General features: G+C 38.0%; 13 protein-coding genes. 1 reads left to right on the forward strand and 12 read right to left on the reverse strand.

Annotation, left to right across the window (positions count from 1 at the left end; genetic code table 11):
* Positions 1-20 precede the first annotated feature (20 nt).
* The 7 genes from CBF35_RS09200 to CBF35_RS09230 form a co-directional block, all read right to left on the reverse strand.
* On the reverse strand, positions 21-1,322 hold the full coding sequence (locus CBF35_RS09200) for a CitMHS family transporter (RefSeq protein WP_126780373.1): 1,302 nt from the start codon (positions 1,320-1,322) through the stop codon (positions 21-23).
* A 314-nt stretch (positions 1,323-1,636) separates the two neighbouring features.
* Entirely contained in the window at positions 1,637-3,166 is a 1,530-nt protein-coding gene (citF, locus tag CBF35_RS09205; RefSeq protein WP_126780375.1) for a citrate lyase subunit alpha, read from the reverse strand.
* Positions 3,167-4,057 carry a citrate (pro-3S)-lyase subunit beta gene (citE, locus tag CBF35_RS09210; protein ID WP_170174765.1) on the reverse strand — a complete coding sequence of 297 codons (891 nt, stop codon included), beginning with the start codon at positions 4,055-4,057 and terminating at the stop codon, positions 3,167-3,169. It abuts the gene before it with no gap.
* Between the two features lies 1 nt (position 4,058).
* A complete protein-coding gene (gene citD / locus CBF35_RS09215) occupies positions 4,059-4,352 on the reverse strand; it encodes a citrate lyase acyl carrier protein (protein WP_126780377.1) in 294 nt (97 codons plus the stop codon).
* Between the two features lie 24 nt (positions 4,353-4,376).
* Complete coding sequence (citC, locus tag CBF35_RS09220) at positions 4,377-5,369, reverse strand: [citrate (pro-3S)-lyase] ligase (protein WP_126780379.1); 993 nt, start codon at positions 5,367-5,369, stop codon at positions 4,377-4,379.
* Positions 5,370-5,746: 377 nt separating this feature from the next.
* Positions 5,747-7,048, reverse strand: a complete 1,302-nt coding sequence (locus CBF35_RS09225; protein WP_126780381.1) for an SLC13 family permease — start codon at positions 7,046-7,048, stop codon at positions 5,747-5,749.
* A gap of 521 nt (positions 7,049-7,569) precedes the next feature.
* Entirely contained in the window at positions 7,570-8,223 is a 654-nt protein-coding gene (locus CBF35_RS09230) for a redox-sensing transcriptional repressor Rex (protein ID WP_126780384.1), read from the reverse strand.
* 276 nt (positions 8,224-8,499) lie between these two features.
* Here CBF35_RS09230 and CBF35_RS09235 point away from each other — a divergent pair, with 276 nt between their 5' ends.
* Positions 8,500-10,446 carry an ABC-F family ATP-binding cassette domain-containing protein gene (locus tag CBF35_RS09235; RefSeq protein WP_126780386.1) on the forward strand — a complete coding sequence of 649 codons (1,947 nt, stop codon included), beginning with the start codon at positions 8,500-8,502 and terminating at the stop codon, positions 10,444-10,446.
* 42 nt (positions 10,447-10,488) lie between these two features.
* On the opposite strand, the gene CBF35_RS09240 is transcribed toward CBF35_RS09235, so the two are convergent.
* The 5 genes from CBF35_RS09240 to CBF35_RS09260 all read right to left on the reverse strand — a co-directional run bounded on the left by CBF35_RS09240 (position 10,489) and on the right by CBF35_RS09260 (position 15,837).
* Complete coding sequence (locus CBF35_RS09240; RefSeq protein ID WP_126780388.1) at positions 10,489-10,770, reverse strand: hypothetical protein; 282 nt, start codon at positions 10,768-10,770, stop codon at positions 10,489-10,491.
* Positions 10,771-10,958: 188 nt separating this feature from the next.
* Entirely contained in the window at positions 10,959-11,771 is an 813-nt protein-coding gene (locus CBF35_RS09245) for a YdcF family protein (RefSeq protein ID WP_170174766.1), read from the reverse strand.
* Between the two features lie 149 nt (positions 11,772-11,920).
* Positions 11,921-12,859, reverse strand: a complete 939-nt coding sequence (locus tag CBF35_RS09250) for a DHH family phosphoesterase (RefSeq protein ID WP_126780392.1) — start codon at positions 12,857-12,859, stop codon at positions 11,921-11,923.
* Between the two features lie 17 nt (positions 12,860-12,876).
* Entirely contained in the window at positions 12,877-14,199 is a 1,323-nt protein-coding gene (locus CBF35_RS09255; RefSeq protein ID WP_126780394.1) for a DRTGG domain-containing protein, read from the reverse strand.
* A gap of 180 nt (positions 14,200-14,379) precedes the next feature.
* On the reverse strand, positions 14,380-15,837 hold the full coding sequence (locus CBF35_RS09260) for an MFS transporter (protein ID WP_126780396.1): 1,458 nt from the start codon (positions 15,835-15,837) through the stop codon (positions 14,380-14,382).
* Positions 15,838-15,894: the final 57 nt, after the last annotated feature.

Here is a 15,894-nt window from a genome sequence, read left to right on the forward strand (position 1 = left end):
CCTCTTGTTATTTATTCAAATTAAGCGATTCCGATTGCTAGCATGATGACTAGTAATAGAAGGCTGATTCCCCATAACCAAACAAAGTTAGCTTTGATATGGTCTTTTAATTCTACTCCAGCTAAACCACAGGCTAAGTAAGTAACTGCGATTGCTGGTGAGATCATTAAACCAATATTTTCAGTTACAAGCATTGTCCGGGCAACAGTCATTGCAGAAACGCCGTAGTTTCCAGCAACTTCTGTTACGATTGGTAAGACACCGAAGTAATAGCTATCAGTTCCTAAGAACAAGATTAGTGGTACTGAGAAGATTCCGACAATTACGTGAATGAACGGTCCAAAAACAGCTGGTAAAGCTTTGATAATTCCCCCTGCCATTGATTCGATCATACCAGTTCCTTGTAAGACTCCTAAGAAAACACCAACAGCGAATAAAGTCATAATCATCGGCATTGCTGATTCGCCGTAACGTTTGATCATTTTACCTTGAGCTTTAGTGTCTTTAACGTTAATGACTAAAGCTAATGAGAAGGCGATCATAAAGATCACATTGGCTGGTAATAAATCAGCTACTAAGGCAGCAATTGTTCCGAATACTAAGATAACGTCAAAGATTAAAATACCTTTAGGTACTTCAACTAAGGCTTTTGATTCACCTGTATTTTGTTTTAATTCTAAAAATTCAGCATCTGTCATACCAGCCCCACGTTTTTTCTCAACGCGAGATAAGACGAAAGCCATACCAAATGTTAAAGCAATTGAGATAAATTGCATTGGAATAATTCCTAACCAAATATCGTTAGCACTTTCACCAATAACTGTTGATGCTCGAATTGTTGGTCCAGCCCAAGGCATAATGTTCATTGCCCCAACACTAGATGCTAACAATAGTAGCAAGGTCGTTGGTCGAATTTTCATTTTTTTGTAGATTGGTAACATTGGTGGAATTGTAATTAAGGCAGTTGAAGCCCCTGCTCCATCTAAATGTCCAATAATTGCGATTGTGACAGTTACAGCCATAATTGCGAAAATATTGTTACCCATAATTTTTAATAACGGGTTAACAATAATATCAAAAGCACCGACATCGTTCATTAAGCCGAAAAATGCGATTGAGAAGGCGAAAAGTGATGCCGTCGTGACCATTGAAGCCACGCCATCTTTCACAAAGCCACTTAAATCTACTAAAGATGTTCCTACAAGACCTGCCGCTACTAAAGGTAACAGCGTAAATACGACGATTGGGTTAGCTCTACCTGAAATTAACAAGTAAACAATCCCAACAATCAAAAGAAAACCAATAATCATTAACATATCCATTGTTTTACTACCTCTTTCTTATTTTTTTCAAAAAAGCCTCTCCAAGGTCTAAATAAGAAAAAAGTTCTCGGCCACATGTTCCACTAGTTAAGAGTTCTATCATAAAAACGATTGCTATTAGTTCAAATTACTTAATTAATTGAAAAGACACTAGTTTGTGGTAAGATATTCTTAATTAGTATGCCTCTTTCATTAATCTCAACTTTGGCGGTTTGGATGATTTAAGAGAGCGTACTTTTTTGTTTATTATCAGTCTTTATTAAGGGCGATTGTCGCCCTTAATAAAGTTTAATAATCACACTAAAGGGTTCTAACTATTTAACTTGGTTGATCGTGTCTAATAATGTACCATCACGATATTCAACTAAAGCAACGACGCGATCGGTAAACTCAATCGCTTCTGGAATTCCAACGATTTTCTCAGCTTCGGCTTGTAACTCAGCCATCGTGTAAACTGGGATATCTGTTTCTTTAAATGCTGCAATTAAATCTTCACGACGAGGATTAATGGCGATGCCGATTTCTGTGGCAATCACATCAATACTATCCCCTGGCGTAATGACAGTTGTGACATCGTTAACGATTGTCGGTATTCTGCCACGAACTAACGGTGCTGAGATAATTGTTAACTTCGCATTGGCTGCATCTTGATGACCACCAATAGCGCCACGAAGTACACCATCTGATCCAGTCATAACATTAATATTAAATTTCGTGTCAACTTCTAAAGCTGATAAAATCACGATATCTAGTTGATTAACGACGGCGCCTTTGTTATAAGGACTGGCGTAGTAAGAAGCATCAATTTCCGTTTGTTCTGGATTAGCCGACATTCCTAAGGCTGCCCCTTTATCAAAATCTTGGACATCAAGAATTTTCTTAACTAAGCCTTCTTCGAGTAAATCAACCATTGGTTTAGTAATACCACCAAGGGCAAATGAGGCTTTAATGTCATTTTCTATCATCGCTTGACGTAAGAAACGAGTAACTGCTAAGGCAGCACCACCAGTTCCTGTTTGGAATGAAAAGCCGTCTTTAAAATAAGGTGACTTAGTAATGACATCATTGACTGTTTCAGCAATTTTAAGCTCTTTCGGATTCGTCGTAAAACGAGTTGCCCCTTTACCAATCCCATCTGGGTTACCGATTGCTTCAACTTCAACGACATAATCTACATTCGTTTGTGGAATACTTGTTGGAGTATTTGGATAAGCCACTAAGTTATCTGTTAATAAAACAACTTGATTGGCATGTTTCGCATCAATTTGCGCGTAACCTAGGGAACCACAGACTGATTTACCAGTAAAGCCGTTAGCATTTCCGTAGGCATCAGAGCTTGGTGCTCCTAAGAATGCCACATCAATTTTAATGACTCCTGTTTCAACAGCTCGAGCACGACCACCGTGAGAACGTAAAATGACTGGTTCTTTCATTAAGCCATTCGAAATGGCATCTCCTAGTTCGCCACGTAAGCCACTTGTTGTAATTTTAGTAATGACTCCAGCTTCGATGTGTTTAATAATTTCACTATGTACGCCAGCTAAAGAACTTGGCGCAATGGTTAAATTTTTAATCCCTTTACGAGCAATCACATCCATCACCATATTTAACACATAATCACCTTCACGGAAATGGTGGTGGAAAGAAATTGTCATTCCATCTTTCAGCCCAGTTTTTTCAATGGCTTCTTCGATCGACGTTAACAACTTTTGATCGCCAGGTTTGACAACTTTAATTGTTGGCGCCCCTTTAGTGACTTCTGGGTTACCAATTTCAGTGTTTTCGTATAATTTATACTCAGTTAAGAACTCTGCGGGAATCTCCCGACCAACTTTGTTTAACATCTATTTTTGCTCCTTTCCAATAACGTTAGCAGCTGTTGCTAAACTAATAATTCGTTCAGCCCGCTCAACGATTGGTTTATCAATCATTTTACCGTTTAATGAGATAACCCCTGAGCCTTTTTCTGCAGCTTCTTCAATCGCTGCAATCACATCTAAGGCATGGTCAATTTCTTTTTGGGATGGTGTGAAAACATCATTTACAATTTTGATTTGACGAGGGTTAATAATCGACTTACCATCAAAGCCAAGTTGATGAATTAACTCAACTTCCCGACGGAACCCTTCTTCGTTATTCACATCCGAGTAAACCGTATCAAAAGCTGAAATTCCAGCTGCCCGAGCGGCATGTAAAATCATGCTCCGAGCAAAGAAAAGTTCTTGCCCATCAGGATAACGACGGGTTTTCATATTAGTGACGTAATCTTCAGCACCAATGGCAATTCCGATTAAGCGTGAGCTTGAACGAGCAATCGCTAAGGCATTTAACGTTCCTTCAGCCCCTTCAATGGCAGCCATCATTTTAGTTGTCCCAATTGGCACACCAAATTTTGTTTCGGCTTCGACAATGACTTTTTCAACGTCAGTGACATCGGCTTCTGTTTCCGTTTTTGGTAAACGGATCACATCAACACCGGCTTTCACCATGGCAAAAATATCGTTGCGACCGTAGATAGAATCTAAGGCGTTAACTCGGACAACAATTTCCGTACCGCCGTAATCAACAGTTTTCAGAGCTTGATAGACTAACATTCTAGCTGCATCTTTTTCTGCTAGTGAGACCGCATCTTCTAAATCAAACATAACGGAATCAGCTTTGTAAATACCTGCATCACGAATCATTCCAGGATTATTACCGGGAACAAACATCATTGTTCTTCTTAATTTACCCAAGTTACAGCACCTCCCAGTTTACTTGTTCTGTTTCTTCTAAAGCTCGTTGGATAGCTGTGATTGTTCTCGCTTTAATCGTACAATCTAAAGCCCCTTTGTCGATTGCTTCAACATGGGCGTTCTTAATTTGATAAACAGCTAAAGTTTCTTTAATAACAGCTTTAATTTGTTCACCAAATTGCTTTTGGACTGAGCTTTCAAGGCTGATTTCAATGCCACCTTTAAGTGGTGTTAACATGATTTGAATGTCACTTGATTCAAGTGTACCCGCAACTGCGGTTGTTTTAATATCCATAATATTTAAAATCCTTCCTTCTATCTATTTATAAGCTTTTTTTAAATAACTAAATGTCGTTGGCGGTACTAACTCTTGTAAACGCTCCCAGTTTTTTTGTGATAATAAGGCTCTCACAGTTGTGGCACTGATTGGCTTACCAGAATTCGTTGCCTTTCGGGGAATAATCTTAACTTGAACATCCGGTTCTAGGACTTCTGTTAATGACTGATTGTAAATCGCTGTTTTAGGTGACAACGGTTCAGAACCTAAGTAGCGTCTGTTAATCTTTAAAGCTGGGGAAATTCGTTCTTTAAAAAGTTGGGCGTCTAGTTGGGTTTGATAATGCGTAATTTCTGCTGATTCAGCAATAAAGTAAGCTGGAAACGTTGCAAAATTAACCATATAATTATCCCCACCTAAAACTAATACATTTGATAAATGTGCAGTGCCGGCTTTAGCTAACATCAAACGTTCCTCAAAACTAAATTCTGACACATCAGCTTCAACAATAAACAAGAAGACTTGATCACATTCATGACTGGCTGTTTCAACTAAAAATTGATGGCCATTCGTAAAAGGATTAGCGTTCATGACTAAAGAACCAGTTATTCCTTCAGTTGATTTTTGAGGAATCTCTGCTAAGAAAGTCGTAAGCGAATGATTACCTTTTTCTAATAAACAGGCCTCTTTTGTTTCGACTAAAACTTTAAAGCCTAAACTTGTAAAAGCATAGCTGAGATTAGGTTTAGTAAACACAAAATAATGAAATATTTTTTGTTCTGCTAAATGACCAATTAAATGACTGATTAGTTGGTTAAAGACTGAGCCACCTTGATAAGAATCAGAAATAGCTAACATCTTTAAAACATTTTTTGTTAATGAGCCTGTTGCAATTAATTCATTCTCTTGATACACACCAACTGTATAATCTAAATCCTCTGTGACTTGTAAACCTTGACTTGTGACTAAATCGAGCCAGGGCTCTGAGTAACTGACACGATCGAGGGACAATTTTTTAAATTGCAGTTCGGACACTTGGTTTCAGCTCCTTTGTGATACTATTAACATCATACGTCATCTGAAAAAGAAAGAGAATGCCTTGACTTGTGCTTTAGCTGTGTTTAGTGTGTTTTTTGAGTTCTTTAGTTTTTTAATGTGTCTTTCTTGTTCTTTCAATGTTTTTTCAGTAAAGGTATGATAGTTTTCCGAGCCTCTGAAAAACTAATAGAAAGCTTGCTTTTAGTGATTTTCATCCTTATCACCTCAAAAAAAGAGTTTCTTTTTTTCTTACCTTAAAAACAATAATGACTTTTTATTTTTAGTTAGCTACTATTAAACAGCTACGTTTTTTCTCACTAAATAAGTAAAGTAATTCACCGAAATGAATTACTTTACTTAAAAACATCATAAAATTATGCGATGCCTAGGACCATCATTACGACTAATAAAACCGTACTAACGACCCACAACCAGACAAAACTGGCTTTAATATGATCTTTTAATTCAACTCCTGCTAACCCACAAGCGAGATAAGTCACGGCGATGGCTGATGAAATCATCAAACCAATATTTTCAGTTACGAGCATCGTTCGTGCCACTGCCATAGCTGTTACCCCGTAGTTAGCTGAGACTTCAACCACGATTGGCAAAACACCAAAATAGTAACTATCCGTACCTAAAAACAAAATCAAGGGAACTGAGAAGAAGCCAACAATCAAGTGAACATAAGGCCCCATCACACTCGGTAAGGCCCTGATAATGCCCCCAGCCATAGACTCAATCATGCCTGTCCCTTTTAAGACTCCCATGAAAATTCCGACTGCAAATAAAGTCATAATCATCGGCATCGCTGACTCACCGTAGCGTTTAATCATCTTCCCTTGTTGCTTCGTGTCTTTAACATTAATTACTAGTGCCAAGGAGAAGGCAATCATAAAGGTTACATTGGCTGGTAGTAAATCAGCAACTAAAGCGGCAATGGTTAAAAAGACGAGGGAAATATCGAAAAGTAAAATCCCTCTAGGCACCTTAACTAAGGCGTTAGTCCCACCATTACTTTGCTTTAACTCAGCAAACTCAGCATCCGTCATACCAGCACCACGTTTTTTCTCAATTCCGGCTAAGATAAAACCCATCACATAAGTCACACCGATTGAGACAAACTGCATCGATAAAATTCCTAACCAAATATCGTTACCACTTTCACCGATCACTGTTGCCGCCCTAATCGTCGGTCCCGCCCAAGGCATGATATTCATCGCCCCGACACTGGAAGCTAAGAGTAAGAGTAAGGTGGTCAAGCGGATTTTCATCTTTTTATAAATTGGTAACATTGGTGGAATTGTAATTAAAGCCGTTGAAGCACCTGCCCCATCTAAATGGCCAATAACAGCAATTGTTACAGTTACTGCCATAATAGCAAAAACGTTATTTCCCATAATTCTTAATAATGGATTAACAATAATATCGAAAGCGCCTACATCGTTCATCAGTCCAAAAAAGGCGATTGAAAAAGCAAATAATGACGCAGTTGTTACCATGGAGGCAACGCCATCTTTAACAAAGTCACTTAAATCAACCAAGGCCGTACCTGCTAAGCCAGCTGCTACTAAAGGTAACAGGGTGAAGACGACAATTGGATTAGCTTTACCTGAAATTAATAAATAAACTATTCCGACAATCAAAAGAAAACCAATAATCATTAACATATCCATTGTTTTACTACCTCTTTCTTTATCTAAATAAGAGAGTGACAAGGTTAATTAAACTATCAAGGGTCAAGTTTTCGCTTAATTAAGCTATTGTAATGGCTTAATCAATACAACTTATTGAAAAATTTTTGACTGAGTCTAAGACATAGCTGATTGGAATAGCTTCAGAGAGTGGCGGCCCCTCTTAGCTTATAAGTAGCTTTTGAAATGAAGCGACATTGCAGAAGGATGCTGGGGAAGTTAATGACGACCAGTTCTTGATTAAAATCGCCACTAATTGTCAGGAAGTCCTAAAGTTTCTGTGTAACAGACCTTATGCTGAACTGTCATCTCTAGCCCTTTAGACTCCCTTATTACTATCATACTTTATTCAAAAAAATAATCATATCCTGTAAATTGTACTTTAGATGTCTTTAGTGTTCTTTTTCATTTTTGCAGTTATTTTTATTGTTTTTTCTGTTAATTTTAATTTTTTTCAGAAAAAAAGACTTGAGTTGCCAGTTGGCATCTCAAGTTCTTTAAATTTATTTAGCTGTTTTTTTCTCATTGTCAGTGTAATGGTTTAAGAAATAAATCAATGTTTGCAATTCATTGGTTAAATCAATGCTTTGAACTTGGACATCTTTCGGCGTAGACAAACGCACTGGTGTAAAGTTCATAATGCCTTTAATACCTGATTCAATTAATAAATTAGCTGTGTCTTGGGCTGCCGGAGCTGGAATTGTCATAATCGCAATCTCAATCTGCTGCTGTTTAATTTGTTCAGCCATATCACTCATTGGATAAACGGGAATCCCATCAACAATTCTACCAACTAATTCTTCTTTAATATCAAAAGCTGCACTAATCCGAATATTGTTGCTTTGGTGGAAACCATATTTAAGTAAAGCATTACCTAAGTTACCGACACCTATTAAGACAACATTTGTCAAACGATCCTCACTTAAAGTTTTAGCAAAGAAATCTAATAAACTTTGAACATCATAGCCGTAGCCACGTTTTCCTAGTTCACCAAAATATGAGAAGTCACGACGGATTGTGGCACTATCAACTTTAACTGCTTCACTTAATTCAGTTGACGAGACTTTCGTTTTGCCAGAATCTAACAAAACTTTTAAATAACGATAATACAACGGCAATCTCTTAGCAGTTGCTTTGGGAATTACTTGGTTCTTCATAAAAATCCTCCTAATTTATTCTCTAATACACTAAAGGGAGGTTTTTTTACTCTACCCCTAGATGATTGTCAAATAATGTACAAAGTTACGTTGTTTGGCAATTACAATAAGTATCAATTTCACATTACTATAATACCAGTATATCGCCTATAAAAGCAATTTTGTTGTTTGGGATTGTGAATTATTTCCTTAGCATTTTCCGGCTAGCTATTGTTTTCCCTAAGTAATCATAAATATGGTAGACTAGTAACATACTATACAAGCGAGGGATACAATATGATTCTACTACAAGCCAACCAAGTTGCTCGCCATTTTGGAGCAGACACGTTGTTTGAAAATATCCATTTAGAAGTTCACGATCGGAGCCGGATTGCCTTAGTTGGTCGAAACGGTGCTGGTAAATCAACTTTACTAAAAATTATTGCTGGAATTGATGAACCTGATGAAGGCAATATTTCTAAAACTAAACAATTAACAATCGGTTACCTTGATCAGCATACTGGCTTTAATAGCTCTGAAACCATTTGGAATGAAATGCTGACAGCTTTTGAAGGCATTCGTTTAATGGAAGCCCGTTTAAGAGAGCTAGAACATTTAATTGGGCAACCGGAACTCACTGCTGATTCAGATGCTTATAACCGTATTTCCAAAGAATACGATCAGTTACAACATGATTTTAACGAACAGAACGGCTATGGTTATGAAGCGGAAATGAAAGCTGTTCTAAATGGTTTTCACTTTGACGAAAGTTTCTACGAACGTCCAGTCAATAGCTTATCTGGTGGTCAAAAAACCCGGCTCGCTTTAGCCAAACTTTTACTAGAAAAACCTAACTTATTAATTTTAGATGAACCAACGAACCATCTAGACATCGAAACCTTAGCTTGGTTAGAAGTTTATTTACAAAACTATCAAGGGGCCCTTTTGATTGTCTCCCATGACCGGTACTTTTTAGATAAAATCGTCACTGAAGTTTATGATCTCAGCCGCCAAAAGATGACCCATTATAAAGGCAACTATACCCGTTACTTAACGTTAAAAGAAGAACAACTTTTGTCTGACTGGAAAGCTTTTGAAAAACAGCAAACTGAAATTAGTAAACTAGAAGATTTCGTTGCCCGAAATATCGTCCGAGCGAGTACGACGAAACGCGCTCAAAGTCGGCGGAAACAGCTTGAAAAAATTGACCGAATTGATAAACCTCTCGGCGATGAAAAATCAGCAAAATTTCTCTTCAACATTGAAAAAGTCTCTGGCAATATTGTCTTAAAAGTTGAGGGAGCCAGTATTGGCTATGATAACCATGCCTTGTCTGAACCCGTTGAGTTAGATATTCGCAAACAAGAAGCGATTGCTTTAGTTGGTCCAAACGGTGTCGGTAAATCAACTTTATTAAAATCCATTATCGGTGACATTCCTTTCATTAAAGGGGAAGCAACCTTAGGGACGAATGTCTCCATTGGCTATTATGACCAAGAACAAGCTAACTTACGTTCAACTAAATCTGTCCTTCATGAGTTATGGGATGAACACTCCACGACTCCAGAAAAAGACATTCGCTCAGTCCTTGGTAGTTTCTTATTTTCTGGGGAAGATGTTGAGAAAACGGTGCCCTTGTTAAGTGGTGGCGAAAAAGCCCGCCTAGCCTTAGCTAAGTTATCAATGGATCAAGAAAACTTTCTCATTCTCGATGAACCAACTAACCATTTGGACATTGACAGTAAAGAAGTCTTAGAAGAAGCTTTAATTGATTACGCTGGCACGATTCTCTTCGTTTCTCATGACCGCTACTTTATTAATCGGATTGCTACGAAAGTCATCGAACTCTCCCCTGAAGGCAGTAAAATGTATTTAGGCGACTATGACTATTACTTAGAGAAAAAACTCGAAGAAGCCGAGCTACAAGAATTGCGCGCAGCCGAAGCCCTTGCTAAATCGGGACCTGTTACGACTGCGCCTACGGCTAAAAATGATTTTCAACAATCTAAAGAAGCCCAACGAGAATTACGGAGTTTGACTCGTAAAGTCGAAGAAATCGAAGAACAGCTTAACCAGCTTGAAGAAAAGATTGACAGCATTCAAGTTGAAATGACTTTACCGGCTTATCTTGACGATCATGGTAAGTTAATGGACTTACAACGAGAATTAGACGGCCTTGAACAAAGGCAAGAAGACTTAATGAGTGACTGGGAAACCGCCAGCCTCGCCTTAGAAGAACACTAAAAAGTAGCACTGACTTACTAGCCTTCAGTCATTGAAGGTCCCTTAGTCAGTGCTACTTTTTTCATCTAAATATTTTTCAAAACGAATTTTTAACGGGGAGCTTTCGTACCAGACTAGTAATTTCAACAATAGAGGACCGATAAAAAAGACGTAGATGAAAAATCTCACACCAAACACTAAATCTGTTTGGAACTTAATAATTACTAAAAACATTAGCAACATGACTAGTGACTTACCAACAAAACCAATTTTTCGGTAAAGCAGCCATTCTACAAACCCTTCCTTATGACCTTTTTCACAGCACCATTCTTTGATTAGCTTCATTATACTCACAACCTTTTTTCGATTATAATCAACTAGCCATTCTCTGTCAATAATTTTACTACCAAACTGAACTGTGACCAGTCCTTCCCACCTATTAGACCTCGATCAATTAGCTTGCTGCCCCTTTATATTAGCAAAGAGAAAAAGCCCCCATTTTACTGAGTGCTCTGTCATTCCTCTTCTTTAACTTAATTTTCCTGAACTTTAACTGAAGGTTTCAGTTTGACTGCTTTCAGATTTTTACTATCCATCACAATACAAGCCACATATTCTCTTAATAACGCACTAGGTAAATAGTAATGGGCTGTTTGAGAACCGCTCCCTTTGGCCTTTAAGCCAACCGTTTTAGCGAATAATAAGGCTCGTAAAACGTGGAAATTATTACTGACGATGACTGCCTGATAATTCAAACTTTCCGCTTCGATTAATTGTTTACTGAAACTTAAATTCTCTTGGGTGTTAACAGCTTGATTCTCAACAAGGATCTGTTCCCCTGGGATGCCAGCTAATACCAAGTAATTTTTCATTCCTTCGGCTTCAGCAAGCTTTTCATCAATGCCCTGCCCACCAGTCACAACTAGCTTACTAGTTCGCCCTAGTAATTGTTGCTCCTGATAAATCTTCATTCCTTGATTTAAGCGACTTTTTAAAAGTGGAGGTACTTGATTGTTGATTAACCCACTGCCTAAAACAATAATATAGTCAACTTTCTCATTATCCCCTAAGGACTGTTGTCTTAAAACAATAAAACAAAATAAACTAAAACTGATAATAAAAATTAAACATAAACCAATGGCTGACTGACTTAAAGCGATTAATAACGCCGATTTAAAGTAGCTCCCAATGATAGTGGTGACACATGTCGTGACTAACCAAACACCGACTAACAAAGCTAAACTATTACCTAAAGTTCGTTGTTCCCGATATAACATCACTAGACCATTAGTCAGCATGAAGCAACCACTGACTAACACCATTCCTAAAATAATTACATTAAGCATCTTTGTTGCTCCTCTCATCACTCGATACACTTATTATAGTCATTTACTAGCTTTGAGAACATCGAAACAACAATCAGCGACCTAACAAAATTGTCATATCAAAAAAACTAAGAAGACGGTAAGGTCATTCTTAGTTTCTAAAGTAATTACTATTCAACTAATTTTTGGATTTTATCAAAGATAACAGCGACTTCGGCTAAATCTTTAGCATTCGCCCCACTAGCTAGTGGGTGACCACCGCCGTGATGTTCTTTGGCAATCCCATTAATGGCTGGGCCTTTTGAACGGAGACGAACACGGTAATAGCCCTCTGGTTGTTCAACGAAGATCCCCCAAGCAATCACACTGTCAACTTGCCCTGGTAAAGGAATCAAAGCAGCTGTTTCAGCATCTGTGACATGGTATTTCTCTAAAATACTATTAGGTAAAATCACTCGTCCTGCCCCATTGGCTGTGATTTCCATGTTTTGTAAAACATAACCGGACAGTTTCGCCACATTAACTGTCGTTTCATTGATTTGCCGATTTAATAACGGGGCATCAAAGCCAAAAGTCACTAGTTTTGAGGCAACTGCTAACGTATGAGCTGTCGTTGCTGGGTATAAAAAGCGACCAGTATCGCCAATAATCCCGCCGTAAAGTAAGCGGGCCCCTTCTTCTGACAAGCTTAGCTCTGTATTAAACATGTCGTAGAAATCAAAAATCATCTCACTACAACTACTAGCATTCGTATTGACCCATGACAAATCGCCATAAGGTTCATCGTCAGGATGATGATCAATTTTGATTAGTTTATCTCCTTGATTATAACGTTCATCACTAATTCTTGGGGCATTAGCAGTATCCGTAACAATCACTAAAGCGCCTTTGTACATTTCGTCAGTTACTTGATCCATTTCTGTTAAAAAGCCTAAGTCATCTACAGTTCCCCCGGCTTTATAGACTTCTTTTGCGGGAAAAGTTGTTTTAATAATCTCAACTAAACCACCTTGGGAGCCTAAAGCATCTGGATCAGGTCGTTGATGACGATGAACGATGATCCGTTGATATTTTTTGATTTCTGCTAATATTTCTGCTTGAATAGTCACTCTTAGTGTCCTCTTTTCTATGTCTTTTCCATTAACTGGCAAATCACAATTGCTTTTGCCACAATCGCATTTTCTAAATACACTTCAATATCTAATTTAGCTGATCGGCGACCAATTTCAAGAACTCTTGGTCGAATATCCAATTCACTTTCAATTTGAATTAAGCGGAAATAATGTAAATTAATTTGTTCGATGACAACATTCCGACGTTGATGAGCATACATTGTCCGTTGGGCCACATTACTAATAATTTCACTTAAAACACCAAAGGAAATGGTCCCGACAGTACTAACCATTTGCGGGGAAACGGTAAAATTAAAATGCAAGCCATCATGTTTGTTACTTGACTCGCTTTCAGTAATATCGCCTGAGATTTGATCAGAAATCGTATTCGCCACCTGAGGTTGTCTTTGGGCTAACTGCATAGCTTTCATGACATCTTGGCGAGAAATAATCCCAATCAGTGATAGATCGTCTTCAACTACTGGCATCATTTCTAAGCCATCCCAAATCATTAAATGACCGACACTAGCCACGCTCATATGCTTTTTAACGTTATTCGGGTCTTTCGTCATGACTTTATCTAAGAGCTGTGAGTCTTGCTTGCCAATGATATCTTTGGCAGTAATAATCCCTAAGACTCGCTGACTTTTATTAACAACTGGAAAACGGGTATGATTCGTTAAATCTGACAAGGCCCGATAATCTGCAACCGTATCGGTTGTGTATAAATAGTTAGTTTTTTCTAAGTCAGTAAAAATATCACCTACGAGCATAATGTCTTTTTTAATTAATTGATCACTCATGGCCCGGTTAATCATTGTGGCTACTGTAAAAGTATCATAACTAGTTCGTAAGATTGGCATTTCGACTTGGTTGGCTAAGTCAACTATTTCTTGAGTTGTCTCAAAGCCACCAGTAATTAAAACTGCGGCGCCTTTTTCTAAAGCCAAGGTTTGAACTTCTTCACGGTTACCAACAATCATCAATGAGCCTGCTGTAATATAGCGATCCATGGCCTTTTCAGTCATGGCACCAATCACAAACTTCGATAAGGGTTTATCTAAGCCTAAATCACCACCTAAGATATCACCTTCAATAATTTTTATCACTTCACCAAAAGTCAATTTTTCAAAATGACCTTTCATTTTTCGTTCAATACGAATCGTTCCAACTCGCTGAATCGTTGAAACTAGACCGGTATTTTCAGCTTCTTTAATCGCCCGATAAGCTGTTCCTTCACTAACGCTTAAGGTTTTGGCAATACTTCGAACGGAGATTCGTTCGCCAACTGGTAATGTTTCAATATAATCTAAAATTTGATCATGTTTTGTTGCCATACGGACTGCTCCCCTCTATCGCTTTCATACTAATATCTTTTATTATTAACTCTATTATATACGGTATTAAGCAAAATGACAAAGAGTAAGCGTAAAAAAGTATAACAGTTTTTTCAATTATACTAATACAGTAAAAAAAGAGCTGAGAACGGTCTTTTCTCAGCTCTAAGTTTTTTAATTTTAGTTTGTTTCAATGATTTTTGAAACAGGTTTGTTTTTTCTGTAACGGACAACCATCATCACAAAAGCGAGGAGACAAATAATGAATGAAACAAAATAAGTTATTTTCATTCCATAAATAAAAACATCAGGTCGGTTGTCAATATACGTCGTTACCCGTTCCCCCATTTTTTGCGACATGCCCCCATAAAGGACAGTTGTTGATAACGAGATCCCCACAACCATGCCGAAATTTCGTGCCAGTGAATTCAAACTACCAGCAATCCCTAAATCCGCCGGTCCAACACTACTCATTACAATCGCATTATTCGGCGCTTGGAACAACGCATTTCCCAGACCCATTAGAGCGGGAATAATCACAAACCAACCTAACGGCGTTGCTTCGCCAACTAACATGTAACAAAGTTGTGACAGTGTTAAGACGCCTAAGCCTAACAAACAAAGTTTTAGTGGCCCAAACTTGTCAGATAAAATCCCACTTAAAGGCGCACCGATGACCATAATTAATGGAAAGACCATCATAATCATGCCAGCTTTACTAGGAGTGAAGCCTCGTAAGTTTTGTAAGTAAAAAGGTAAAATCACATTAGCAAAAAAGTTGCTGACAAAAATCATCGAGGCTGTTAATAAGCTCAACGTAAACATTTTATTTTTAAAGATACTAAAATCAACTAAAGGATTAGCAACTTTACGCTCTGTTCGGTAAAAAATCACGGCACTAATCATTGAGATAATAAATAAGCCAAAGACAATCACATGCTTAAAGCCAATTTCTTGGCCAATAAAAACTGCTCCGAAAAAGCCTAAAATAAACATAGCAAAGGTTGCAAAGCCTAAGAGATCAATTTTCTTAGCAGACTTCAACGAATCTTGAGGTAAATATTTTTGACCAACTAAGATCGTAATTAGCCCAATTGGAACATTTATCCAAAAAATATAAGACCAGTGGAAGTTATGTAAAATTAAGCCCCCAACTCCAGGTCCAGTAATCGAACCTAATGAGACAAAGGATCCCATTAACCCTAAGGCTTTCCCTCGTTCATGAATTGGAAAAACTTCGGTAATAATACCTGTTCCTGTAGCCATAGTCATACTAGCACCGATGGCTTGCACGATTCTCGCAAATAGTAGCAATGGTAGCGAACCAGGAATACCACATAATAACGAACCAATGACAAAAACCACCGTTCCCCATTTAAAGATGAAGACTTTGCCTTTGCTATCGCCGATTTTACCGAATAACAATAAACAGGCACAGACTGTCATTAAATAAATCGAGACAACCCATTCAGCCTGATTCATCTTAACGCCGATATCTTCAGAGATTGTCGGTAACGCCACATTGACGATACTTCCGTCTAAAGTCGACATGAAGGTGAACAAACCAATGGCAATTAAAATAATCCACCGGTATTGATAGTTAGGATGTAACTCACTTGCACTACTTTTCTTTTCCATACAACTTCCCCTTTGACAGATACTCGAAAAAACAGAGGCTGGGACAGTCGTCCCGAG

The organism is Vagococcus salmoninarum, from assembly GCF_003987495.1.
GTDB classification, from domain to species: domain Bacteria; phylum Bacillota; class Bacilli; order Lactobacillales; family Vagococcaceae; genus Vagococcus_D; species Vagococcus_D salmoninarum.

Coding starts and splice junctions, on each gene's coding strand:
- CBF35_RS09260 (WP_126780396.1), bottom strand. CDS start 15,837: ATGGAAAAGAAAAGTAGTGCAAGTGAGTTACATCCTAACTATCAATAC.
- citD (WP_126780377.1), bottom strand. CDS start 4,352: ATGGATATTAAAACAACCGCAGTTGCGGGTACACTTGAATCAAGTGAC.
- CBF35_RS09235 (WP_126780386.1), top strand. CDS start 8,500: ATGATTCTACTACAAGCCAACCAAGTTGCTCGCCATTTTGGAGCAGAC.
- CBF35_RS09245 (WP_170174766.1), bottom strand. CDS start 11,771: ATGCTTAATGTAATTATTTTAGGAATGGTGTTAGTCAGTGGTTGCTTC.
- CBF35_RS09230 (WP_126780384.1), bottom strand. CDS start 8,223: ATGAAGAACCAAGTAATTCCCAAAGCAACTGCTAAGAGATTGCCGTTG.
- CBF35_RS09240 (WP_126780388.1), bottom strand. CDS start 10,770: ATGAAGCTAATCAAAGAATGGTGCTGTGAAAAAGGTCATAAGGAAGGG.
- CBF35_RS09255 (WP_126780394.1), bottom strand. CDS start 14,199: ATGGCAACAAAACATGATCAAATTTTAGATTATATTGAAACATTACCA.
- CBF35_RS09200 (WP_126780373.1), bottom strand. CDS start 1,322: ATGGATATGTTAATGATTATTGGTTTTCTTTTGATTGTTGGGATTGTT.
- CBF35_RS09225 (WP_126780381.1), bottom strand. CDS start 7,048: ATGGATATGTTAATGATTATTGGTTTTCTTTTGATTGTCGGAATAGTT.
- citF (WP_126780375.1), bottom strand. CDS start 3,166: ATGTTAAACAAAGTTGGTCGGGAGATTCCCGCAGAGTTCTTAACTGAG.